Annotated in this window: 14 protein-coding genes and 1 tRNA gene; 14 read left to right on the top strand and 1 reads right to left on the bottom strand. The window is 52.6% G+C overall.

The window, feature by feature from the left end; genetic code table 11:
* Nucleotides 1–29: 29 nt before the first annotated feature.
* A complete protein-coding gene (gene pyk, locus PLF13_10995) occupies nt 30–1436 on the bottom strand; it encodes a pyruvate kinase (protein ID HOP07803.1) in 1407 nt (468 codons plus the stop codon).
* A 252-nt stretch (nt 1437–1688) separates the two neighbouring features.
* On the opposite strand from pyk, the gene PLF13_10990 reads away from it, so the two are divergent.
* The 14 genes from PLF13_10990 to PLF13_10925 all read left to right on the top strand — a co-directional run bounded on the left by PLF13_10990 (nt 1689) and on the right by PLF13_10925 (nt 20844).
* The gene (locus tag PLF13_10990; GenBank protein HOP07802.1) at nt 1689–2057 is read left to right on the top strand and encodes a hypothetical protein; all 369 of its coding nucleotides are present in this window, start codon (nt 1689–1691) and stop codon (nt 2055–2057) included.
* 157 nt (nt 2058–2214) lie between these two features.
* Nucleotides 2215–3807: a retropepsin-like aspartic protease gene (locus tag PLF13_10985; GenBank protein ID HOP07801.1), complete on the top strand. Its 1593-nt coding sequence runs from the start codon at nt 2215–2217 to the stop codon at nt 3805–3807.
* Nucleotides 3808–4088: 281 nt separating this feature from the next.
* Nucleotides 4089–4775 (top strand): outer membrane beta-barrel protein, encoded by a 687-nt coding sequence (locus PLF13_10980; protein ID HOP07800.1) that lies wholly within the window; start codon nt 4089–4091, stop codon nt 4773–4775.
* A gap of 16 nt (nt 4776–4791) precedes the next feature.
* Nucleotides 4792–5775, top strand: a complete 984-nt coding sequence (gene gap, locus PLF13_10975) for a type I glyceraldehyde-3-phosphate dehydrogenase (GenBank protein HOP07799.1) — start codon at nt 4792–4794, stop codon at nt 5773–5775.
* 20 nt (nt 5776–5795) lie between these two features.
* Nucleotides 5796–7010 carry a phosphoglycerate kinase gene (locus tag PLF13_10970; protein HOP07798.1) on the top strand — a complete coding sequence of 405 codons (1215 nt, stop codon included), beginning with the start codon at nt 5796–5798 and terminating at the stop codon, nt 7008–7010.
* A 1-nt stretch (nt 7011) separates the two neighbouring features.
* Nucleotides 7012–7761, top strand: coding sequence for a triose-phosphate isomerase (gene tpiA / locus PLF13_10965; GenBank protein ID HOP07797.1), 750 nt, complete (start codon nt 7012–7014; stop codon nt 7759–7761).
* A gap of 14 nt (nt 7762–7775) precedes the next feature.
* Complete coding sequence (gene secG, locus PLF13_10960) at nt 7776–8186, top strand: preprotein translocase subunit SecG (GenBank protein HOP07796.1); 411 nt, start codon at nt 7776–7778, stop codon at nt 8184–8186.
* Nucleotides 8187–8203: 17 nt separating this feature from the next.
* Nucleotides 8204–8288 (top strand) — tRNA-Leu (locus PLF13_10955).
* A 269-nt stretch (nt 8289–8557) separates the two neighbouring features.
* A complete protein-coding gene (locus PLF13_10950; protein ID HOP07795.1) occupies nt 8558–9085 on the top strand; it encodes a hypothetical protein in 528 nt (175 codons plus the stop codon).
* Between the two features lie 210 nt (nt 9086–9295).
* The gene (locus tag PLF13_10945; GenBank protein ID HOP07794.1) at nt 9296–9925 is read left to right on the top strand and encodes a VTT domain-containing protein; all 630 of its coding nucleotides are present in this window, start codon (nt 9296–9298) and stop codon (nt 9923–9925) included.
* A gap of 257 nt (nt 9926–10182) precedes the next feature.
* Nucleotides 10183–10731: a sigma-70 family RNA polymerase sigma factor gene (locus tag PLF13_10940; protein ID HOP07793.1), complete on the top strand. Its 549-nt coding sequence runs from the start codon at nt 10183–10185 to the stop codon at nt 10729–10731.
* Between the two features lie 343 nt (nt 10732–11074).
* On the top strand, nt 11075–11620 hold the full coding sequence (locus PLF13_10935; GenBank protein HOP07792.1) for a hypothetical protein: 546 nt from the start codon (nt 11075–11077) through the stop codon (nt 11618–11620).
* The gene (locus PLF13_10930; GenBank protein ID HOP07791.1) at nt 11617–14310 is read left to right on the top strand and encodes a CHAT domain-containing protein; all 2694 of its coding nucleotides are present in this window, start codon (nt 11617–11619) and stop codon (nt 14308–14310) included. The genes PLF13_10935 and PLF13_10930 overlap by 4 nt, the downstream gene beginning before the upstream one ends.
* Before the next feature lie 12 nt (nt 14311–14322).
* Nucleotides 14323–20844, top strand: a complete 6522-nt coding sequence (locus tag PLF13_10925) for a S8 family serine peptidase (protein HOP07790.1) — start codon at nt 14323–14325, stop codon at nt 20842–20844.
* Nucleotides 20845–20932 lie beyond the last annotated feature (88 nt).

Below are 20932 nucleotides of genomic sequence, written 5' to 3'. Positions count from 1 at the left end.
GCCCGGGATCGGTCCTATCGTCGAAGGTTCTATAGTTCATGGATCATCATCATATTGGTCAGGCGAGTTTCGCCGAAGGGAACACCACCGGTAATAACTACTTTATCCCCCCGGCGAGCAAGGCGGTATTGTTGACAGGCTCGAGTTACGATTTTAAGAAGACCGGCGAATGATTTCGGTTGCGGTCCGCGTGTCGGATAAACCGACCGGCGCAATACCAATCGTCGCCAGACTCGTTCGTCGGTTGTTACCGCCACAATCGGTTGCTCCGGGAAAAGAGCTGAGATCATTTCAGCCGTGAAGCCGGAGGTAGTAAAGGCAACGATCACCTTGCTGCGACAATAATGATACGAACGACTGACCGCATCGGCAACAGCCAGTGGAATATCGGATTTGACCTCGAGGCGGTCAACCTCCAGTGCCGGTCGCTGAGCCGCAGCTTCGGTCGTTCGAATAACCTTGTCCATCGTCTTGACCGCTTCCAACGGATAACTGCCGGTAGCGGTTTCGGCTGACAACATGACGGCATCGACATACTCGAACACCGCCGTTGCAACGTCGCTGATCTCAGCCCTCGTCGCCCGTGGTGAATGACGCATCGATTCGAGCATCTGGGTTGCCATGATAACCGGTTTCCGATGGCGGTTGGCTTTGGCGATTATTTTCCGCGACAACCTTGGAAGCTCCTCCGGCGGCAGTTCGACGCCAAGGTCTCCTCGGGCCAGCATGATGCCGTCGGCAGCCGGGATGATTTCATCCAACTGCTCAATCGCTTCCCGCTTTTCGAGCTTGGCAATAATCTCCTGCCTTCCCCCCTGCTTTTTGATAAGTCGACGGGCGGTATGGATATCCTCGGCCGAGCGGACAAACGATAAAGCGATAAAATCGGCCCCCAACGCGACGGCGGTTTTCAGATCGCGGTGATCTTTGGGGGTGATGGTCGCTATATTGATATTGGAATCAGGTAAGTTTATGCCTTTTCCGGATGAGATCACCCCGGGATTAAGGGCACGTAACGCCACCGAGGATTCGCGGACATGAGTTGCTTTGAACGCCAGGTTGCCGTCGTCAATGAAAACCCGCTCACCTTTCCGAATCGATTCGATAATACCGGGATGGTTGACACTAAAAACATATTCGGCCGGATTTCCCACACCTTTGACTAAGGTCAGGAGTTGACCGGTTTTGATCTCGAATTGCCCCTCAAAGCGACCCAATCGGAGTTTAGGACCACTTATATCAAAAAGCAAGCCAACAGGATAGGGCGATTGAGCGGTGGCTTTTCGGATCAGGGCAGCCGCGAGTTTCAGGTCCTCCGTCTGTCCGTGGGAACAATTGATCCGGAAGATATTTACACCGGCGGCGGCTAAATTTTTAATTTTCCGCTCGGTGGCGACGGCAGGGCCAAAAGTCGCGATTATCCTTGTTTTACGCATGTTTACAGGCTATCGGCAAGGTACTATCCAATCAACTAAAAACAGCCGGGACTACGACAGCGGCATCGACCCGCCACAATTACGTAATGTGTTGCAACAACTTAACAATGCGAGCGAATAGTAATACAAGTTTTTTAAGACAAGCCTTTATTTCGCGATTACAATTTACTATATTGGATCGGGATGGGCTGTGCTCCAAATGGGGTAGGACACTTTTTTGGTACGTTATCGCGAACGAATGGATTTGAGTGTATGAGCAAAAAGGTAATCATCGCCGCCAACAACATGATTTTCACGTCCAAGATTATGACGGTCCTGGACGGGATGGATGTTGAAGGCATCAAGGCGATACGATCCGACGATATTTTCAGTAAGGCACAGGAGCTTCAACCTGATCTGATTGTAATCGATCTGAATCTAAACGGCATTGAGGCCCCTTCGCTGATTAACAAACTTCGGTCTTACGGGGCGACCCAGGAAATTCCAATCGTATGCTATTCTCCGCATACGTTGAAGGACCAGATGAAGGCTGCGAGAATTGCCGGAGCGACAGAGGTCTACCCCAACTCACGGATGTCCTCGAAGATGAGCACAATCATCAGCAAGTATATCGAAAATTAGATTCGCAGCCGTTCGAATGGACCGGGCTTCGCCGAAGCCCGGTTTTTTTATGCCGGGTAATCTTCCCATTTATGTTTAATCTTTTATTCAAACCAACCTTCAGGTTCTTTGTACGAGACACTATGATGATCTGTACCAGATTCCGGAGATATATTCCATGCGTTTGTTGGTGACTTTTTTACTGTTGACGACCGTAAGCGGCGTCAGCGGATTCGATCTCGATTCATTGTTGATCCAGTCGGTTGGCGGTTCGGAGGCATATCAGCGAATAGTCCGGATGAAATCGGCCTATTCCGAAGGCGACCTGCTGCTTAACGGCACCCCGGGGACTTTCGTATCGATTCAGGCTCCTCCGGATCTGACGTACAGTCGCTTACAACTGGGCTCTCTGGTCATGACGGAAGGTTACGACGGTCAGGTTGGGTGGACCGCCGACCTGGCGGGGAATCCGGTTATAATGAGCGACGTTCAAACCATGGAATCCTTGAGAAACGCGTATATCCCCTCTTATTCATACCTGGTAGAGGGCTGGATTCCAGGCGGCAAGGAATATCGGGGCATCATCCAGAGTTATGATCAACAATTACACGAGGTAGCGTTTTATCCGCTGCACCAGGATACTATCATCGCTCATTTCGATACCGAAACCGGCCGCATGACCGACTATCAGGTTACTTTAGACGATCTGGCGGCCACCATCACCCTTGGTGATTATCAGCAGGTCGACGGTGTCTGGATGCCGTTTTATTCACGGCTGGAAGCTGAAGGGGGAACGCTGGCAATCGAACAGCGAGCACGTGTATGTGAGTTTGACCGGGAACTGGCGCCGGGGCAATTCAGTCCTCCGACAACCGTCTATCAAGCAGGATTTCCCGAAGGTCAAACCTCAATAACAGCGGCCATCGATTACCGCGCCGGTCATATCAAACTGCAGGCTTCGGTCAACGGTCAAAAGAAGGGCTGGTTTCTTTTGGATACCGGCGCCGGGGCGACAATTATCGACGCCGAGTTTGCCGCCGATTTGAACCTGCCGTCGGCCGGTTCACTCCCGGCTAAGGGAGCCACAGCCTACGAACAGATAGAGTTCGTAAAAATCGATTCGTTACTGGTGGGCGACCTGGTTTTACGCGATGTTAAAACCGGCATATCCGACCTCGAACCGTTGCGAATTCATGGCCCCGGAGATGTCCGTTTCGGCGGTGTTATCGGTTACGATTTTATCAGTCAGTTCCCGATAATGATCGACTATGGCCGACAACTTCTGACAATTTACAATCCGGACAAATTTATCGCCCCGGACAGCGGTTACCCTATCCCCTTTCAGTTCTATTCCCGAGTGCCGATCGTCAAAGGAGAACTGCTGGGAATTCCGACGGAACTGCTGATTGACCTGGGAAATCCGTTTGGCTTGATTCTGCACCGGCCATTCGTAGAGAAGAACAACCTGACCCGGCGCCTCAGCGATATATCCGAAGCAGACAAGACTTTCGGAGGAATAGGCGGCAGCACCCAGGTCAGGACAGCTTATGTCGCTTCGTTCAAAATGGGTGATATCCTGCTGACCTCGATTAGAGCTATTTTACCCGAGGAAGGCGAAGGGGTGGTAGAGTCGGAAATGCTGGGGGGCAACGTCGGTAATCTCATCCTGGATAACTTCAGGGTGCTTTTCGACTACAAAGACCAGAAGATGATTCTCTATGCCTCCGAAAAACCGGTGGAATCACAAAATAACACGGAAGCAACAGAATAAGGCGAACCTTAAACCGTAGATAATGTTGAAGGAATGAACACCTGTCGGCTATCCGGTGAAATTGCCGCAATCCGGGCAACATCCGAGACGAGAACTGCCGCGTAAGGTTGTATTCTGGAGTGGAATTGAAGGATGGTTCGGATTTGGTCTCAGGTGCCAGTCGGACGTTTTTTCGCCAGGCTCGAAATGGTTGTTTGAGTATAACTTGACAGGTGCCGATATACCGGATTACATACGGTGACATGGAACCGTCAGGCACAGAAACGACACGGGAGTCAACATTGCTCAGGATTTTAATCACCACCTTGTTTATCGGCTTAATTCTGGCCACCTCGGTTGCATCCGAGGAATCGGATAGTTTCCTCCAGTCGCACCAGGCAGGTGCTCGCGTCGGGGCCTGGATCAACCTGGGCGACAGCCCGCCGGAATCCGGGATTATTACCGTTAACGATGTAGCCACGGGTTCATACGAAACGAACATCAATGACGGCGCTGCTTATTTCGAGGCATTTTACGGTCATCGCTTAAGCCGTCACTGGATGATCGAGGCCGCTCTCGGTGTCGTCAACCGTGGATCTGTGACTCTGGGTGAGACCGATGGTGCGACCGATATCGGCAACCTGTCGATTTACGACCTGCAGGCTTCAGCCAAGTATTACCCAATTCGTATAGGGGCTCGTATTCACCCTTATGTACAGTTGGGGGGTACTTTCATCGTGGGACGCCGGGCGGTGCAATTCACCAATTCCAGCTATTACAGCTCGAACTGGGAAGAGGAGAATGCTTACAAGTTCAGTTGGATGGCCGGCACCGGAATCGATATACCGGTAGCTACCCAGATCGGTTTGGATTTTAACGTCAGGTATCTGCCAATCAAGTTCGGAGATAAATTAGTCACTATAGATAATTATGATGCGCTCACGGTTACGGCGGGAGTGAAATACTTATTCCTTCCGCAGGACCAATAACCTCACGGAGGACAGGATGAAAGTTGGAATCAATGGATTTGGACGAATCGGGCGCCTGGTGTTTCGTGCTGCTCGGAATCGGAATATCGAATTCGTCGGAATCAACGACATTACCGACGCCAAGACGCTGGCTCATTTGCTGAAGTACGACTCGGTCCACGGCAAGTATCCGGGTGAAGTCGGCTACAGCGGCAACGACCTGATCGTCGACGGCAAGACTATTCCGATAACCGCCGAACGCGACCCCAGCAAACTGCCGTGGAAAGAGCGCGGGGCTGATATCGTGCTCGAATGCACCGGTCTGTTCCGGACCAAGGATGAAGCCCTGAAACACATGCAGGCGGGCGCTAAAAAGGTCCTTATCTCGGCACCGGCCAAGGGGCACGACGGTACTTTTATTCCCAGCATTAACTGCAAGGGTTACGACAAAACCAAACATCATGTGATTTCGATCGGTTCGTGCACTACGAACTGCCTCGCTCCGGTGGCCAAGGTTCTGCTGGACAATTTCGGTATCGTTAAGGGATTCATGACCACGATTCACTCTTACACCGGCGACCAGAGAATTCTGGATGCTCCGCACAAGGATCTCCGTCGCGCTCGTTCGGCGGCCTTGTCGATGATTCCGACCACCACCGGCGCCGCCAAAGCGATCTCACAGGTGTTGCCGGCTCTCGAAGGCAAGATGGACGGTTGCGCCATTCGCGTTCCCACCCCGGATGCCTCGATAGTCGATCTGGCAGTTATTCTCGAAAAGGAAGCGACCGTTGACCAGATCAACGCTGCCATGAAGAAAGCCGCTGAGGGACCGCTGTCCAAGGCGCTGGAATACTGTGAAGACCCGATCGTCTCGACCGACATCATCGGCAATGCACACGGCTCGGTATTCGACGCCGATATGACTGCCGTCCAGGGGAATCTGGTCAAAGTCTTCAGTTGGTACGATAACGAATGGGGCTTCTCGAATCGCATGTGCGATATGATCGAGATCATGCTCTAACAAGTTTGAAGAGTAATTCGATGAATAAGGTAACCGTCGCCGACATCAATTTCCGGGACCGCAAGGTTCTGGTGCGGGTCGATTTTAACGTCCCGCTCGATGATCGGCAAAATATAACGGACGACCGTCGCATCCGCGCTGCCCTGCCGACGCTGAAAAAGATTCTCGGTGACGGCGGCATCGTGATCGCCTGCTCTCATCTGGGACGCCCCAAGGGGAAGTTCGTTCCCGAGATGTCGCTGGCGCCGGTGGCGAAACGGTTGTCGGAGCTGCTGGGTCAGGCAGTCCTCTTTGCCGAGGACTGCATTGGCCCGGAGGCTTCCAACCTGGTCGGCAAGATGACCTCGGGACAGATTGTTCTGCTCGAGAATCTTCGTTTCCACGCCGAGGAAACCGCCAACGATCAGGAATTCGCCCGCAAGCTCGCTTCGCTGGCGGATATTTATGTCAATGACGCCTTCGGCAGCGCTCACCGGGCACACGCCTCGACTGAGGGAGTGACCCGTTATTTTAACCAGTCGGTAGCCGGTTATTTGATGGAAAAAGAGATCATGTATCTCGGCAACGCCCTCAATAATCCCACTCGTCCGTTCGCGGCGATTCTGGGCGGCGCGAAAATCTCCGGCAAGATCGACGTGATCGAGAACCTGATGGATAAGGTCGACCTGCTGTTGATCGGCGGCGGCATGATGTTCACTTTCGCCAAGGCGATGGGCTATGAAATCGGCGGATCGCTGCTCGAAGAAGACAAGGTGGACCTGGCTCGGGAGTTGATCGCTCGTTTCAAGAACGCCCGCGCCAGGCTGGTCTTCCCGGTCGATACCGTGATCGCGTCGGAAATCAGCGATGATGCCGTTGTTTCGACGGTTCCGATCGACAAGATTCCGGCTGACAAAAAAGGTCTCGATATCGGTCCGGAAACGATCAAGCTGTTCTCAAAAGAACTGGCTGAAGCGAAAACGATCGTTTGGAACGGCCCGATGGGTGTGTTCGAGCACAAACCGTTCGCCGAAGGAACTCTGGCGATTGCCCGGTTGCTGGCCAGGCTGACCGAAAAGGGAGCGGTGACGGTGGTCGGCGGTGGAGACTCCGCAGCAGCGGTCGGACAGGCCGGTCTCGACGGCAAACTGACTCACATTTCCACCGGCGGCGGGGCTTCTCTTGAGTTCCTCGAGGGAAAGGACCTTCCGGGCGTGGTAGCTCTGACCGATCATCCAGTAGTGGAGACTCATTGACATGCGCCAGGTTATCATTGCCGGAAACTGGAAAATGAACGGGACTATCGCCGAGACCGAAACTCTCCTGAAGGGATTGCTCGGCGGAGATTCCAAGAACGAACACGCTCAGGTGCTGGTTTGCCCTCCGTTCACCGCTCTGTACCGAGCGGGAGAAATGCTCAAGGGAAGCCATATTGCCCTGGGCGGGCAGGATATGTCGGCTCATGAGAAGGGGGCATTTACTGGAGAAATCTCCGCTTCGATGCTCTTGACAGTGGGATGCCGATATGTTATACTGGGCCACTCTGAGAGAAGGCAGTACCATGCTGAGACTGATCAGCAGGTCAACGCCAAGGCCCAAGCGGCTTTAGCCGCGGGTCTGGTCCCGATTATCTGTATCGGCGAAACACTCGAAGAACGAGAAAACGGCGATACCGAGAAAGTGATCAGGACTCAGCTTGAGGGATGTCTCTCGGGGTTTACGGCCGAGATGCTCAAAAAATCGGTAGTTGCTTACGAACCGGTTTGGGCAATCGGCACCGGTAAGACGGCCTCGCCTGAGCAGGCCCAGGAAGTGCATCGATTCGTACGGGCACATATCGCGCAGATGGATTCGGAAGCTGCCGAAATGTTGCCCATTTTGTACGGCGGTTCGATGAAGCCTTCCAACGCCAAAGAGTTGATCGGCCAGCCTGATGTTGACGGCGGCTTGATCGGCGGCGCAGCGCTCAAGGCTGAGGATTTTATCGGGATAATTAGAGCTGTTTAACGGAGGTTCGACTTTTGTTCATTGCCTGGGTTGTCTTTCACGTGATAGTCTGCATCGCGCTGGTTCTGGTGGTGCTTATGCAGGCCAGTAAGGGCGAAGGTCTGGCTGGATCCGCTTTTGGCGGTGGCGGCCTTTCCGGAGCCGTATTCGGAGGTCGCGGTGCTGCCACGTTCCTGCAGAAGGCTACCACTTACCTCGCGGTAGTGTTCTTCGTCAACTGTATCGCTCTGGCTCTTCTCTCGTCTCACCGCTCGGGCGGCGCGGCCCAGGCCGAATCGGCTGAATCCGTTGTCACTCAGCAGGCACAAGCAGAGCGGGAAGAAGCTATCGCTCGCCAGCAGCAACAGCAGCAGGCAGCCGGTGATACCACCGGTGGCAATCCGCTTATGCAGGTTACGCCGACCGGAGACACCGCAGGCAACTAACCTTCACCTTAAGATATGCGGAAGTGGTGGAATTGGTAGACACGCTATCTTGAGGGGGTAGTGGGGAAACTCGTGCGGGTTCAAATCCCGCCTTCCGCACCAAATCAAAAGCCTTTGATTCTTTGTTGATTCAAAGGCTTTTTTCTAGTGCTAACACACACCTTGACTTACTTACAATACCATTCTATATATACTCTATAAGTAATTATATAAAATAGTATGTGGAGGATTCCATGATAAGAGTGAATCTGTGGATTGTAGTCATAACAGTTCTTCTATGTTCTACGGCATATGCTATTGATCCACCTAAATCGTTGAATTGGGATATTTCATATGATAGTGTAACTAGCATTATCCATAAGAATGACGGCATGAAACTTAAGAAGTACTCAAACGGTGATCCTAAAATCGCCAAACTTGGACGTGGATACCATGAATATCCGGTTCTCACTATACCAGAGGGTTTTCTTAGAACCGAAGTGACAGATGTCAAGATCCTTGACAAAAAAGCTCAACGCACTTTTTTAATATTCGATTCTACGGACCAATTCAAAGCGTTTCAATACATACTCAAGTGGGATAATGACGAAAAGAATAAGGGCATGCGTAAGTCATGGGTTTTTCATTCTCGTCTATATGATATCCTTAAAAACAAATACGGTGAACCAACCAGTGATGAAATAAGCCCAACAACTAAAGCAAAGGAGATCCCTAGTGGAACTCCTTATTCAACGTATTGGGAAGATGACGATGGTTCTTCCGTAACATTGTTGATTACCAGACAAACACATGATGCTGTAATCGCAACAATAGATGCCTATCTTGTATTCGTGGTCTACAAGCAAGAAGACTACGGTGTTAATACGAAGTGGGAGGTTGATTCAGAGGACGATCTGTAACTGCCGCCCTTCCGCACCAAATCAAAAGCCTTTGAATCTTTGTTGATTCAAAGGCTTTTTTCTATATACTTGTCGTTCCGAGACACCGTCTTTGAGACGACAGGTCTCGTGGAGACATGTTCTTGTCGGGCTTGTCCCCTCCTGGAACATTATCTGTCGGAAGCTGTCTATTGGAGTAACGGCAATCCGAGTACGGGTAAAAGCAGAGCCATGAGCATACAGACCAAAACAAGCGAACAGACCATCGAAGCCGTCGGGCCTATAACAGAATCCAAGCGCCCCGAATGGCTCGGAGGTGCAATTTTAACGGCTGTCATTGTGGTTCCTTCCCTTGCTATGGTTATTCTGTTCAACGATGATATCGAAGCGTTCGGTCTTTCGCTAATGCAGCGCTACGGCCAGAACTGGCTGGATTTGATCTTGCTGGTGATCTCGGCGATTTCATGTTCTCCCCTGGTGTTACCGGTTTGGGGTTATGTCATTGCCGGGGTATCTATGGGTTATAATGTTTTCCACCTGGCCCTGGTTATGGCAATTGGTTCCGCATTCGGCTCACTCGTGACCTATCTGGTCGGCAGGTATTTTGCGGAACGCCAATGGGTTAAAAATAAATTTCCCAACCTCCTCGACAATAAATGGACAATCGGCCGCTCCCGCCTTTATGTCGCATTGGCGATTTTTCTCGGGACCTCCTCCCCTATTCCGTGTGATATTCTCTATGCCGCGGCGGGGGCCAAGCAGTTCCCGGCAGGGTTATTTTATCTGACCACCTTCGCCGGACGGCTGGTGCGCTACATCTATATGGGGCTGGGCACTAGTTATGCCATAGGCCTGTTTTGATTTATAAAAGATAAGTATTCTCCCTCGGTTAATTTCCGGATTTTCCTCATTATAATAGAGACAGCAATCGCATCGGTAGTACAGACTTATTATAAATAGTTGCGTTCGTATCAAATTTGCGTTGCACGTCCACCACGTCCAATTATAATAAAGTATAAGATCGATCTCATTGGCGGGATGCCCGTATTATTGATCCCCGTCGCCGATAACGGAACAGCCCCGGCGCCGGGACCAACGACATCGCGGATAGAAAACAATTGGTACCTAGCAACGACGAGATATGGCAACGGGTATGCGAGGGGGACGCCGACGCCTGGCGCACGTTGGTATATCGCTACGAAGCATTGGTTTATACCGTCGCACGCCGCGCGGGATTGAGTGTCAGTGATGCCGAAGATTGTGCGCAGTATACCTGGTGGATGCTTTACCGTAGCCGCCATCATATCAAAGATCCCCGCGGGCTGACTAAATGGTTGATTCGTACCACCCGTCGTCGTAGTTGGCGTATGGTGCAGTCCGCGCAGCGCAGTCAGCAGGCTCACGATGAAATCCCGGACGTCAAACCAACACCGCTGCCCGATGCCGACCTGGAACAGCTTGAACGACAAGCTGATCTCGAAATGGCGATGCTCCAGCTCGATGAGCGTTGCCGCAAACTTCTGCATGCTCTGTTTTTCGAGCCACAGGATAAAAGTTACAGCGACATCGCCAAAGAGCTGAACATTCCCGCCAACAGTATCGGGCCGATTCGCTCTCGTTGTCTCGCTCGGCTGCGCAAAATAATGAAACAGCTCGGGCTCAGTTAGACCACCCCACTTCTGTCGTCTGATATCATCAAAGGCAACGGCAGGTCTCGGGGAGACCTACCCAGGTTGCAAACAACCTGACCTACAAAGACTGATATCATCAAAGTCAAATCTGTGCCCTGATGTTTTACCACCTGTGGTCGGGTGGGCCACTGACATCTGCCGCCCACGAAAAATGCGAGCGACACAAAAACCACACGCTATATGAACTTACTTCTCGCATCACGCTCGTTTTTTTCGAGGTCCTGTACTAATCATCGCACCCCGGTCTCTATTGCAATAGAACTCATGAATGAAAGGCCAGGTCATGAATAAGCCTTCGCGACATCCGTCGCGATCCCAAATGCTAAAGGCAATCGAAACGGGGCATGTGACATTTCTATCACATTTGAAGGAGTGTAAGGAATGTCGTGAACTGTTTCGTATTTTAAGTGAGTACCAACCCCAGCATACCCAACCGTTGACCGGCTCATCCGAATCGACCATAGCACGCGTTGCGGCTATCCCGTTGTTGCAGTCGTCCCATCGACCGGAACAGGTCATCCAAGGTCAGGCTACGGCCGATTCCTGGGCGCAATTACCCGCGATGCAACTGCGCGAAGCCCCGGTCGGACTCGAACGTCGAATTTGTTTTAAGGCCGGAGACATAATGCTCGAGCTTTCAGCCGAGCGGCGCAGTCAGGGTTGGGAATTCGTGGCACGCGTCTATGACAAGGACCACATCAGTCTGTCCTGGGTACTCAAGTCGGGTCGACAACGATTCACACCGGAAAAAGAAGGTTTCTTTTTCTGGAAGGCGAAAAATCCTCCGAAGTCGCTCAGTCTGATTTCAGGTAAATCACAGATCGAGTTCGACAATCTTTCCTGGAAGGCCAGTCTGGTACGATGAACGCGCTCGCTCGCACATTCCTGCGCACCGGTCAGGCTGACCCGGCTCAATATGAGCAGCTAGCCGAAACCTGCAACGATCTCGTACGCAGTCTGGCTCAGACCTCCACACGCAAGGCAGAGAAAACGGCGTGTCGTTTCGTCGAGGTCAGTAAACCGATAGGCGGAGTGATGCACAGCAGCGCTCTGAGAGCTCTTGGCTGGGCTTGTTCGGTCGGCGGCAAGTATGAGGCTTCGTTGGAAAATTACCTGGCTGCAAGGAAGATGCTTCGTAACGCTCCGGTGATGCAGGCTCGTATCGATCGTATTCTCATTGATGTGTACATGTATCTGGGACAATACGCGCAGGCGCGGCGCCGGGCTCATCTGGCAATTGAGAGATTCAAGAAAGAAGGCCTTCGAGCGGACCAGGCCAAGACCGAAGTCAATCTGGGCAATTTGTTACATCGGCAGGATCGCCATTCCGAAGCCCGTCGCTACTATCAACAGGCGACCGACTATTTCGTCGAGGCAGGTAACGACCTGGCGGCTGCGATCTGCCGTTACAATCTGGCCAACACCCAGGTTCAACTTTTTGAGTTCGAACAAGCCGAAGAAAATTACCGCCGGGCCGAGGAGTGTTTCTCCAAAGCCGGTTATGAGCTTTATGCCGTTGACTGTCGTAACGGTATGGCCTGGCTTCAGATGCTGCGCGGGAATTATCATGTCGCATTGCGCGAGTTGAACGCCTGTCAGGAAGGTTACCGCAAAGTTTCCCAGCCCCGTGGACTGGTGCTCTGTCTGCTGGACAAAGCGGAGGCTTATCTCGGTCTTAACCTACTTCCGGATGCTCGACGCGCAGCAATGGATGCCGCCCGCCGGGCGCATACGCTCAAGATCGACTATGAGTATGCCAAGGCGAAATTTTTCGCGGCCAAGGCGGCGTTTGCAATGGGTCATGCCGGGGAAGCCCGACGACATCTCCAACCGGCGTTGAAGCTGTTCGCCGGAAACGAGAATCATGGTTTCCTTGCCTCGGCACAATTGCTCGAAGCTCAGCTAGATGGCCGCCTTCACAAAGGTCTCGTGCAAAAAGCATGGGCCGGTTTCGATCGAGCGCAACTACCGCTCTGGAAGGCCATCTGCGATTTACATTTACTTCAGAATAAAACAGCAAACGACAAATTACTTCATCGTCTGGCTGCCAATCCGGCGGTGAAATCGGTGCCTTATCTGTCGGCTTGCAGACACACCCTGTTGGGCGATCATCTGGCGGGTCGCGGGCGGATGAAACAAGCGGTCGAGCATTGGACCGCCGCCGCCGACATTCTCGATTCGGTGCGCGCCAAACTGCCGCCGCTCGATTTACGCTCATCGTTCATGAAGGATCGAACCGATCCGTATTTACGTCTGGTCGATGCTGAAGCCAAAGAGCGACCTCAGCACGCCGCGGCCTGGAGCGAGCGGTATATGACAGCCGGATTATGGACGGCGATCGATGAAACCCATCATGACAATCCGGCGCGACGCCGAGCCGAAGAAAGCCTGGTGGCGCTGGCCGGCCAGGTAACGGCTCTCGCTGGTCGAGTCGATGGAGCCATGGGACAACGGCAAGCTCCCGCTTCCATGAATCACGGCGGTTTCATAGCGCTGCAACGTAAGGTGCGAGAAAACCTGGCCGCGCTTGAACATCAGACGGCTGCGACGCTCGACCCCATGAAGGAAATCATCGGCCGGATGCAAACCACTTCGATCGGACGAACGATCATTCAGATGCACCGACTCGGCGACGACCTGATCGCCTGCGTTCATCATAACGGCGTCAGCCGGGTGCATCGTTACGAACGAGGGCATCAGACTATCGACAAGCTACTGGGGCAATGGCGGTTTCTTATCAGCCGCCAGCTTTTCAACGGGACGGCAGAGAGCACTCGTGACATCGCGGATGAACAGACCTATCTTGAACGTGCGGGAGCCTGGCTGCTCGAACCGCTGGATTTACCCGGAAGCGGAAAACTTCTGCTGATTCCCGAAGGCCGCCTGACCAATCTCCCCTGGCAGGCACTCATGATCGACGGTAAACATCTGGTCGACCGTTACACTCTCACCCTGGCCCCGAGCCTGCGACATTTCCAGCATGCCCGCCAATTGCGGATAAATTCACCCAAACAGGTGGTAATGATCGGCCGCACCGATGGTTTGAAATACGTCGACCAGGAACTGGCGGGGTTGCCCTCAAAGAATGAGGACACCGAATGGTTATCCCCTTGTCACCGGGCCGCTGTTCCTGATCGCAGTTCGGCGCGGTTGTGGCATTACACCGGTCATGCCTCACTTCGCAGCGACAATCCGTTTTACTCCGCCCTCGAGCTGGAGGACGGACCGATGTTCGCAGCCGACTTCCGTCTTCGGCATAACCGAGTGGGTTTGGTGATGCTGGCGGGGTGCCGGACCGGACAACAGTCGAGTCTTCCGGGAGAAGAATCCTCCGGACTGGTGCGTTCGATGCTCGAAATGGGAGCTCGCAACGTGATTGCCAGTCATTGGGCGGTGGTTGATCAGTCCGCCGCACTTTGGATGAATCGTTTTTATGAATACTACAATGCCGGTCGGTCGGCCTCCACCGCCGCTCGCCGGTCCGCCATAGATGTAAGAGAACAATACCGGATGGCCTGCCATTGGGCGGCATTTTCGGTTTTCGGTGCAGGTTGAGGAGGAATTTGTATGTTATCCAGACTAACTGTGCTCATAGCCTCGATGATGTTGTTATTATCCGCTGCATTCGTGCATGGCGCGGCCTTCGTGGAACACGAGCTGGTGCTCAAGCTGAACGAGGGTTTCACTATCGACACGATCAACAACCTCTACGGAACGGTCGATATCCAGCATCTGCCGCAGATTGACGTCTACCTGATGAATGCCCCGGCCGGGACTGACGCCGACTTAATCGCGGAGCAGATATCATCGGAACCGTTCGTGAACTTCTGTCATCCGAACTACCTGGTCGATCCGCTTCAACCGGTGCAGGGCAGCATACCGTTCGGCGATGAAAATTTGCAGGGGGAATACGAAGAGCAGTACGCCGCTCAGGAGCTCAACCTGGGTGATGTGCACGGGATCTCAACCGGCAGCAACGTACGCGTAGCGGTGATCGACGGCGGTATCAATCTCAACCATCCGGCCTTCGATGGAACCGTCCTCTCCGGATGGGATTATGTCGACGAAGATCCGGAAGCCTTTGACGAACCGGGTGGGACCAACACCGGTCACGGGACATTCGTTGCAGGAGTCGTGCACCTGGTCGCCCCGTCGGCTGAAATCATTTCCTATCGCGTAACCAATCTAGGCGGCGCATCCAACGGTTACGTAGTTGCCGAAGCTATCATGCAGGCAGTAACCGACAGTTGTCGCGTCATAAATTTGAGTCTCGTAACAACGGCAGAACACCTGGCCATTGCCACCGCGGTCGAATGGGCTAAACAGAACAACGTGATGGTGGTAGTGGCTGCCGGCAATGGCCAGGATTCTCCTATACATTATCCCGCCAGCGACGACAACACCGTCGCCGTAGCGGCAGTCGATTCCAATCTGACCCTGGCTGATTTTTCATCTTTCGGTGATTATGTCGATGTGTGCGCTCCCGGGGTGATGGTTTATGCCCCCTACCTCGATTCCACTTATGCCTGGTGGGGTGGGACATCTTTTGCAGCCCCGTTCGTTACGGGCCTGGCGGCGCTGCTGGCCTCAATAGATCCCGAATTGACCGCGGATCAGATTCGCGACACCATTCTGACGACGGCGATCCCGATCGACAGTCTTAATTTCGGGTACGACGGACAATTGGGGGCCGGGTTCATCGATCCGCTCACTGCGATTCTGACGTTGATAGACGGAGCCACGACTCTTCACGTACCTTCCGAATACCCGAGTATCACGGACGCTCTGGCCGACGCTTATCACGGTGACACCATCCTGGTCGCTCCGGGGACTTATTACGGGAGTATTCTGATACAGAGCAAGTCGGTAAAAATCATATCTGAAGGGGGACCGGAAGTAACCTTCCTGCGTCCGCTTAACGACTGCAATGCCTATATTCTGAAACTCTACGGTTCATTTCTTGAAACGGTTGAGTTACGCGGTTTTACCATTGAGCATGCTCGCGGTAAAGAATCGACCGTATGGAATCAAAGCTGTGACCTCCTCATAGAGAACTGTATTTTCCGTGACAACAACTTGCTGGAATTCAATTCGCCCGTGGTCAGATGTGAGAGAGGCACCATTACACTCGATCATTGTCTATTCTACAACAATCCGACCGGCTATTGTGTCCTCTACAGTTACTACGGCTCCGGCAATGTCAACAATTGCACCTTCGACGGGAATCACTACGGTGTCTACGTACAGTCACATACTGGAATGGTTCAGGCACGTAACAACATATTTTCAAACAGTACCAACACTGCCATCATCACTAACGACTCATGCTATGTCGACTATAACAATTTCTTCAATAACTACAGGGATTACAGCAATTATAATTATGCCGGAGAAAACGACTTCAATGTAGATCCGCTATATGTCGATGAAATGGGTTATGACTATCGCCTGCGGCCCAATTCTCCCTGTATCGATGCCGGCGATCCCGACCCGGCATTTAACGATCCCGACGGCAGCCGCAACGATGTAGGAAGTATTTTTTATCAAACCGTCAACCTGCCCCTGGCTAGTCGCGTTACGGTTCTCCCCGGCGACAGTACCGGCATGGTAACGAGCCTGCGACCGGTGTTTCATTGGACATATATCGACACCGGGACTGTCGATCAGGTCGGATTGCAGATTCAGATCGGTCTGGACGACGACTGGTCAAGCGCCGAGGTTTGGGATTCGCACGGCGTGACGACATCGGCCGATTCGTTGGTCTACAACAGCTATGATCTGACCGATGCGACTTACTACTTCGCCCGTATGCGTGTTCGCGACAATCAGGGGTATGGAGACTGGACCGAGTTCCGGTTCTCGACCAGCGTGACGACAGTGATTCATGTTCCGTCCGATGCACCTACGATTCAGGCGGCCATCAACCTGGCCAACAACGGCGACACGATAATCGTAGCCGACGGCACCTACACGGAAAACCTGAATTTCGAAGAGAAATTCCTGGTATTGTTATCGGAGGCCGGCGCCGAAAATACGATTCTTACGGCTGCCGGTGGGGCCACGCCGTTAATCATGATGAGCGCTGAATACGACAACGGAACGATTATCGAAGGCTTCACATTTACCGATGGAGAAACGGGAATTGCGGCTCCCTACGGCCAGTCGGCTGAGATCCGCAACTGCCGGTTCATCGACCTATCGGGTAACGCAATCAGTAGTGAATACGGTGCGAACTGGCTTATAGAAAACAGCTTGTTCGACTCGGTTATGTGTTCCATCAGATTGGAAAAGGGCAGTTGTATTTTTGAAAACAACCTGGTAAGGAATTGCTTTGAGGTATCCTCGTACAGGTCAGCCTTGTCTTTCACCAGCTGTGATTCCTGCCTGATAAGCGGCAACAGGTTTTATAATAACGCCCTGGACTGGGGGATCTACGTTAATGGAGGTTCCGAGCATATTATTGTTAACAACACCGTCTACGGAACCGGTGATTACGGTTATGGACTATACCCCTCAGGCAATCTCGATTATCGGAACAACCTGTCGGCATACAACGGGCTGTATGGAGTCATATCCAACGACAATGCCGATTTAACCATCGAGTATTCCGGATTTTACGGTAATGGTCTGAACGCAACCAATCAGGCCACGGCCGGTATCGGCTGTATCTATGAAGATCCTTTGTTCGTTTTCGAGACCGGCTCGGACCTTGACTTGCTTTCCGGATCCCCCTGCATCGATGCGGGCGATCCTGATCCGATTTACAACGATGCCGACGGCAGCCGGTCCGATATCGGCGCGGTATCGAAATCGATCTCATATCCTACAGCATCGCAAATAGTCGTATCGCCGACAGACTCGTACGGCTATGTCACAACATTGATACCGACGATCAATTGGATTTATCTCGACACTCTCGCGACTTCGCAAACACAATATCAGATCCAGGTGGGGACAGACCAGGAATGGACTGAAGCCGAGTTCTGGGACAGCGGCCCGATATCATCGGCGGCTCAGTCCGCCGAATATGCCGGAGCAACGTTGGATCCATTTATACATTACGGACTGCGTATCAGAGTTCACGACGGCACCGACTGGGGTGAATGGGCACATTACTCCTTCATCATCAAGCTCGGACCGGTCATCCATGTACCGGATGAGATCAATAGTATTGCCGGAGCGATTAAATTCGTTTGCGACGGGGACACTGTCCTGGTCTCGCCGGGAACCTATAGTGAATTTGTCAAGGTGACCGACAAGCATTTCGTACTCATGTCGTCCGACGGCGCAGGATCGACATTCTGGGAAGCACCTGAAAATACCTGGGCTGCTCTTCGCCTGGTAGGTGCAATGGATACGACAACGGTCGTGCAAGGATTCACTTTTTCCAATCGTACCGCTCAAATCGAGTGTTGGTCCGGCGCCAATGCTTTGATTCAGGATAATATCTTCGACAGTGTGGGGGTTCCCTTTGATATCACCAGCCATACCTCACCCGTGATAAGAAACAATGTAACCCGATATGCGAACAGGGTTTTTGATAGCTGGTGCAGTTCGGCCGTAATCGAGGGCAACATCTTTACCGATATGGTGCTGGACGACTACTCGCGTGCCGTTGACCTGGAGATTTGTGACGGCGCCATTGTACGAAACAATATCTTCGCCCGGATGCAAATGGTTAATCGGGCTTCCGTTATCAGGCTGTCGGACGGCGATTCAGCTTATGTATACAACAACACTTTCTACGACATTTCCGGTGACGGTGTCGAGACGGCCTGTATACTAAGTCTCTACTCCGGCGGCAACCATCGGATTTTCAACAACATCTTCGCCTTCTGCCCGAACACGATAGCGGTCCTTGAAGGCGATGTGCAAGTGGAAAGCACAATTGAATACAACGATCTCTACGAATGCAGCGGGGGGTATGTGGGAGTCAATCCGGGTATAGGATCGATTATGGCCGATCCGATGTTTGCCGACACAGCATTGCTGGACATGTCTCTTACTTCTTCTTCGCCGTGCATCGACGCCGGTAATCCGTCTCCCGATTTCAACGATCCCGACGGTACGGTTGGAGATATGGGTGCTTTCCCATTCACCGGTCCTTATAATTTGCCGCTGGCGCAGAATATCAACGTGCTTCCCGGAGATTTATATCACATCATCGGTCAAACACCCGCCATTTACTGGCATTTCTACGATTCACTCGGCTCGGCTCAGGGATACGAAATACAATTGGGGACCGACAGCGACTGGTCGATCGCGGAGATGTGGGAAACCGGTCCGGTAATGACAACCGATACTTCAGCAATTTACAACGGAGCGACTCTGCTCGGCAACGTTATTTACCTTTTACGTATTCGTCTGTATAACGGCGTCGACTGGGGTGAATGGCGACAGGCTATTTTCCGTACCAATGTAGCTCCTACAACTCCGGAGGCACTATCACCTGAGGATGGAGCAACCTTAAACGGCAGCGGCCCCCTGATGATAGCGGCTTCCACGGATGTCAACGGCGATCAAATCTATTATGATTTCGAGATCTATCGCGATGCGGCAGCGACCGATCTGGCGTTATCCAAACTGGGCATAACATCCAGCGGAGATACCGTCAGTTCGGGGAGTTTCGACATGAAAAATGAAGGTACTTACTGGTGGCGGGCTCGTGCTACCGACGGCTATGAAAATTCGGAGTATACCGATCTCAGAGCTTTCTACGGGATTCCGACCATCTACCTGTTCGATATCACCAGCGGCAGTATCGAGAGCTCAATCCTGGAGTGCGGACAACCGGTAAATCTGCGTTTCAATGTTGCCAACGAATACAACACCGGTATACAGGCAATGGCAAATGCATTCAGAATCTATTCTCCCGACGGCGCCGCTTGGAATACCACCGATGCCGTTTGGGCCGCGAACTCAGGATGGCGTGACATTTTCAATCTCATGGTATTCGACACAGCCTATATCGGAGACGATGTCGATACCATGGTTTTTGCCGGCGTTAATCTTTCCGGCGGAGCCTTCCTCCCCGGAGAAGTAAAAGAGGCATGGAACATTAAATTGTCCGTTGACTGCGATAATGAAGGTCGCACGATCTGTATTGACAGCATCGATCAGATGTCAGCCCTCGTCTGGCTCTGGCAAGGGACATCGGATACGTATTATCCACCATGGTCCGGCCCGTATTGCCTGTCCGTTATCAAGTGTTGCGAGGGATTACGCGGCAACGTCAACGGCGATGAAACCAACGCCGATATAACCGACCTGCTCTACCTGGTCAATTACATGTTTCAGAACGGCCCTGATCCGGTTTGCATGAGCGAGGCCAACATCAACGGCGATGCGGCGGCATCAATCGACATCACCGACCTGACGGCAATGGTCGCTTACATGTTCGCCTCGGGCACCGGTGTTTGCGACTGTGATTCGACTGCCCAGTTCGTCGGTCGTCTTGCGGCAACCAACGAGGAGATGAAGGCCTGGACTTATTACCACAACGACAGCACCTTTGTCATGATGGAAGCTCCCGGCACTCCATTGGGCGTACAACTCGAGATGATCGGCCATGATCGGTTTGATCCCATCAGTCAACTGCCGGTTCAAATCGAATTGTTCGCCGGTCAACGCGACTCGGCGGTCACGGTGGGGATGCTTGACATTAACGACCGCACCCCTTTCCCGGAGGGAACAATTACGCTCCTGGCCACTCCGGGCACGTTCGAGTTAGTCAATGCCCTTGCCAGCGATATCGACCATCAACCCTGGATCGGCCGGATTTCCAACGGCCTCGCCGCTCCCGGTCTACCGACCACGTACAGTCTCGGCCAGAATTATCCGAACCCGTTCAACGCTTCGACCAATATCAGTTTCTCACTCCCCGAACCGGCCAGGGTGAAACTGGAGGTGTTTAACATCCTCGGACAGAAGGTCGTAACCCTGGTTGATAACAACATGGCCGCCGGCAATTACAGCCTCTTGTGGGACGGGCGCTCCGGTCAGCACAACAGCGTCGCAAGCGGCGTCTATTTCTATCGCCTGACCACCGAGCGTTTCATCCAATCGAAAAAGATGCTTCTGTTGAAGTAGTTGTGGTTACAGCAGGATCTCTGCTGACTTGACAAGACCGGGGCGCCTGGACTGCGGGGCACCCCGGTTCTTTTTTACCCGTCGAATG

The sequence above is a fragment of the Candidatus Zixiibacteriota bacterium genome (genome assembly GCA_035380245.1).
GTDB lineage: Bacteria > Zixibacteria > MSB-5A5 > GN15 > FEB-12 > DAOSXA01.
The sequence above is the reverse complement of the archived record's forward strand: the minus strand, read 5'-3'. Positions and strand labels throughout refer to the sequence as shown.